The sequence below is a fragment of the Planktotalea sp. genome, assembly GCF_039984035.1.
In the GTDB taxonomy this organism is placed as follows: Bacteria; Pseudomonadota; Alphaproteobacteria; order Rhodobacterales; family Rhodobacteraceae; genus Planktotalea.
The window spans coordinates 1-4827 of the sequence record NZ_JBDWVM010000461.1 but is presented as its reverse complement, the minus strand read 5'-3'; the positions used below and the strand labels follow the sequence as shown (position 1 = coordinate 4827).

At 52.6% G+C, this 4827-nt stretch carries 3 protein-coding genes; 1 reads left to right on the top strand and 2 read right to left on the bottom strand.

Features of this window, described 5'->3' with window-relative positions; genetic code table 11:
• Together ABJQ89_RS20485 and ABJQ89_RS20480 are read right to left on the bottom strand one after the other, a co-directional pair.
• On the bottom strand, window positions 1-1812 hold a 1812-nt coding region (locus tag ABJQ89_RS20485), incomplete at its 3' end, for an FAD-dependent oxidoreductase (protein ID WP_348498006.1).
• 131 nt (window positions 1813-1943) lie between these two features.
• A complete protein-coding gene (locus ABJQ89_RS20480) occupies window positions 1944-2957 on the bottom strand; it encodes a hypothetical protein (protein WP_348498005.1) in 1014 nt (337 codons plus the stop codon).
• A 441-nt stretch (window positions 2958-3398) separates the two neighbouring features.
• Here ABJQ89_RS20480 and ABJQ89_RS20475 point away from each other — a divergent pair.
• Window positions 3399-4827 (top strand): FAD-dependent oxidoreductase (locus ABJQ89_RS20475; protein WP_348498004.1); only part of this gene is annotated, 1429 nt, incomplete at its 3' end.

Below are 4827 nucleotides of genomic sequence, written 5' to 3'. Positions count from 1 at the left end.
GAACGGAAAATCCTCCGTCGCGAGCGAGGCGTTGGTCAGCCGTTGCAGCATGTCGCGTGACTTTGGTCCCGCCACGTTGAACCCGCAAATCTCGTTTGTTCGACTTTCGAAAATCGTACCCTCTGGCAGCGGCACCTGTTTGAAGAACCGTTTGTGATAACGTTCCGCCATTCCAGACCCGATAATCCAGAATTCATCCTCAGCCAGTTTGGTCACGGTGAAATCGCCTGCAATGCCACCGCGTTTGCCGATCAATGGCGTCAGGCAAGAGCGCCCAACGGCCTTTGGCATGTTGTTGGCAAAGACCGCGTTGAGCCAGTCCGCCGCACCCTCGCCCTTGCAGATATATTTCGCAAAGTTCGAGATATCGATGATGCCCGCATTTGCGCGCAGCATCTTGCATTCCTCGCCGACAGGCCCCCACCAATTCTGGCGCGTAAACCCGTTGGTATCCTGAGCGCCCTCATGATCCGCGAACCATAGGGGGTGTTCCCATCCCGCATTCAGGCCGAACACAGCGCCACGTTCCTTTTGCATTTCATACGCGGGCCGCATACGCGCGGGGCGTCCTGCGGCGCGTTCCTCGTTGGGGAAATGGATCGCAAAACGATGGGAATAGCTGTCTTCGACCCGCGCCTTGGTAAAGGCTTTGTCGGCCCAGCTATCAAATCGCGCGATGTCCCAGCCGAACATATCGTATTGGGTTTCCCCCTCGATCATCCACTGCGCAGCCATCAGGCCCATGCCACCAGACTGCGAGAAGCCTGGGATAATTCCGTTGCAACAGAAGTAGTTATCGAGTTCCGGCACCGGTCCGAACAACACGTTTGAATCGGGCGACCAGATCATAGGCCCGTTGATGACGCGTTTGATCCCTGCTGTCGCAACAGCCGGAACCCGCTCAATCGCGTTCATCATGTTGTCTTCGATGCGTTCCAGATCGTCAGGAAACAAATCATGGGCAAAATCGAGCGGCGTGCCGTCCTCAGCCCAGAATTTCATGTCCTTTTCATAAGCACCGACCAGTAAACCCTGCCCCTCTTGGCGCAGATAATATTCGCCGTCTCGATCCGAAACAGAGGGCAAACGACGATTCATAGCTTCGACCTCTGGCATGCTCTCGGTCACAAAATACTGATGCTCGGTCGGCTGTAGTGGCAAAGTCAGACCAGCCATCGCCGCCACCTCGCGCCCCCAAAGACCCGCAGCATTCACTACCCATTGCGTGTGAATATCGCCCTTTGGCGTCTTAACAATCCACGAACCATCCTCTTGCGGCTCTGTCCCTGTTACGGGCGTAAAACGCATGATTTCTGCACCGCGTTGCCGCGCGCCGACAGCATAGGCATTGGTCACGCCCGAGGGATCAACATTGCCCCCGTCGGGTTCATACATCACGCATTTGATGCCATCATAATTTACCATCGGGTTCAGCTCTTTCGCCTCTTCGATGGAAATTTCGTAGAAATTCATCCCGTAGAGCTTGGCCTTAGCCGCTTGCAAACGCAGCTGATGCACGCGCGCGTCCGTCTGCGCGAGGTAGAGCGAGCCGGGTTGGAACACACCACAGGATTGCCCCGTCTCTTCCTCAAGCGCATTATAGAGGTTCATTGTATAGTGCTGAATGCGTGAAATATTGGTACTGTCGTGCAGCCCGTGAATATTTGCAGCCGCATGCCAGGTCGAACCTGACGTCAATTCATCGCGCTCAAGAAGCACCACATCGGACCAACCGAGCTTGGCCAAGTGGTATAAAATGGAGCAGCCGATCACCCCGCCGCCGATGACAACTGCCTGTGCTGAACTGCGCAAGGGTATTCTCCTTTGACTTACCTCCAATCAGGTTAGACCTGAATTTGAGATGTTATAGCCAAAAAACGACACCATTTGTCGCCTGAGAAAACCGAGAAGCAGTTATTTTGCGCGAGTGCACGTCCGCTGTGTTAAGCTGGAAGATCGTAACGACTAGATGGCTCGATAAAATTGATGGTCAGATTTGAGGTAAGTTGAGGGCCGTCGCTGACGTGTCGCTCTGCAGGATGCGGCGGCTCACCGTTCGACAAGTCATTGAAACTATCATGATATGAAGAGTGTGAAAAACCCAAGTAAATCTTGGCAACAGCCTTTATTCCGGAAAGTTCGCCTTCGATCTCTTCATCACTCATGCCGTACGAATAAAGATACTCGGGGTAATCATGAAGGTTATTGAGATTTTCTGGCAGCTCCACACCATCAGGCACAAAAAACACCGTCGCGTGATAGTCATCATACCCGATCCCAAAACCACTCGGCCCCCCTCTAAATGCATCCTCCGTTCGAGAAAAACGAACATATAACTCACCCTCGACGTCAGGATCGGCTTCTATGTGGAGAAAGTCATCTTCGCCAAATTCGCTACTGTCCAATGCTGTGAGATCATTTACATTTGTAGTGAATGAAGATGGCGCATTTTCTAACCCTCGATCATCGAGTCTGATCAGAACACGATCGCCCCCCTCTTCGTTAGCTTCGGGATCGTCAGAGTAATAACCAAGGTCGGAATTAACATCGACGCTATCCCCAATCGCGATCTCCGCAACGTCATCGCCATCCCCAAGCTCAATATGTTGACCGACATCATCAGCTAGATTTGTAACCACCGTTTCGTCAGCATCAGTTCCTTCAAACTCATCAAAAGCAACATATTCCGCTGGGGCACCGTCTACCGACACAAGAAGACTATCGTCTTCCCATCCTCTGGGGTCTGGTTCATCTTCCTCATTCTCGGGGGCAGACTCATCTTCGGCATCTTCTTCCAGAATGTCCGTTAACAGATCGCCTTCGCCGTGCTCTGCGTCTTCGGGATCGACCGGGGACATTTCATTGTCGTCTTCGGAGTTCTCGTTGCCGTTCGAAAACAAATCCACTGAGAACATTGCGGTCAAGCCGGCTACAAAAAAAAGGGAAAAAATTAGCATAATTGGAAACCGTTAAACTCTAAACACCTTAAAAGTTAGCAATATCCGAGGGAAATACAACCACAAATAGTTTAACGGACATCAGAAAAAGGAACGAACAAAAGACGGTATCCTTATCAAATTGCCCTCGGTGCCACTTCCTGTACTTAATTCTCTTCGTCAAACAGATTTTTCCGTCCATGGCATTGTTTTCGTTAAGGTTTTCGAAAGTCACTTTAGCAAAATCGGCCGCCACAATAAAAATGGAGTCGATGAAAATGATACAATCATTAAGAAATGGGCCAGCGCGTTCTTGTTCGAACCTCGAGCGCCTCCATGGTGTCCCGTCCTACAGCGCGCGAACATTTCTGCTATATGCGTCAAAGAATGTCGCAAACAAGCAATGACAGAGAGCATTTTTCTTGAACAGTTTATACAACCACTGTCCAGAAGGAGAATAAGATGCAGACCACCACCAGAGTAGCAGTCATTGGCGGCGGCGTTGTTGGATGCTCCGTTCTTTATCACCTGACCAAACTTGGCTGGTCCGACGTGATGCTTCTTGAGCGCTCTGAACTCACATCTGGTTCCACGTGGCATGCGGCGGGTGGGTTTCACACGCTCAATGGCGACACGAATATGGCCGCGCTGCAGGGCTATACGATCAAGCTTTATAAAGAACTCGAAGAGATCACAGGCATGTCATGCGGCCTTCATCATGTGGGCGGTGTGACCCTTGCGGACAACCAAGAGCGTTTCGATATGCTGCTCGCGGAGCGCGCCAAGCATCGCTACATGGGGCTTGAGACCGAAATTGTTGGCCCTGAAGAGATCAAAAAGATCGCCCCTGTCACCAATACCGACGGAATCCTTGGCGCGCTTTATGATCCGCTCGATGGACACCTTGATCCATCTGGTACGACCCACGCCTATGCCAAGGCCGCGCGCATGGGTGGCGCTACGATTGAAACCCATTGTAAAGTGCTGGAAACCAATCAGCGCAGCGATGGCACGTGGGATGTGGTCACGGACAAGGGCACGATCCACGCAGAACACATTGTAAATGCCAGCGGTCTCTGGGCACGCGAAGTTGGGGCGATGGCCGGCGTCTACCTGCCGCTGCACCCGATGGAGCATCAGTATATTGTCACCGATAACATTCCCGACATCTACAATATGGACAGCGAGCATCCCCATGTGATGGACCCTGCTGGCGAAAGCTATTTGCGCCAAGAAGGACGTGGATTATGTATCGGATTTTATGAACAGCCCTGTCGTCCATGGGCTGTCGATGGCACGCCGTGGGACTTTGGCCATGAATTGCTGCCCGATGATTATGACAAGATCGAAGACAGCATCGATTTTGCCTACAAACGCTTTCCCGTTCTGGAAACGGCTGGGATCAAGTCGGTCATTCACGGTCCCTTCACTTTTGCCCCTGATGGCAATCCGTTGGTTGGCCCTGTGCCGGGCATGCGTAATTACTGGTCAGCGTGCGGGGTCATGGCAGGGTTCTCGCAAGGGGGCGGCGTTGGCCTGATGCTGGCCCAATGGATGATCGAGGGCGAAACCGAACGCGATACAATGGCGATGGATGTGGCGCGGTTTGGCGATTGGATCACGCCAGGCTACACGTTGCCAAAGGTCATCGAAAATTACCAAAAACGCTTTTCCGTCAGCTACCCGAATGAAGAACTGCCTGCCGCGCGCCCGTTCCGCACGACACCGATGTATGACATTTTTTCCGACATGGGCGCGGTTTGGGGCCAGCAGTATGGCATTGAAGTCGCCAATTATTTCGCGCGCAACGAGGGCGAGCCGACGTTTGAAACGCCCTCCTTCCGCCGCTCCGATGCGTTCGATGCGACTGCGCGAGAAGTTAAAGCCGTGC

Bases quoted from the DNA above. Each gene is read 5' to 3' on its own strand.
- ABJQ89_RS20480 (WP_348498005.1), bottom strand. From the start codon at position 2,957: ATGCTAATTTTTTCCCTTTTTTTTGTAGCCGGCTTGACCGCAATGTTC.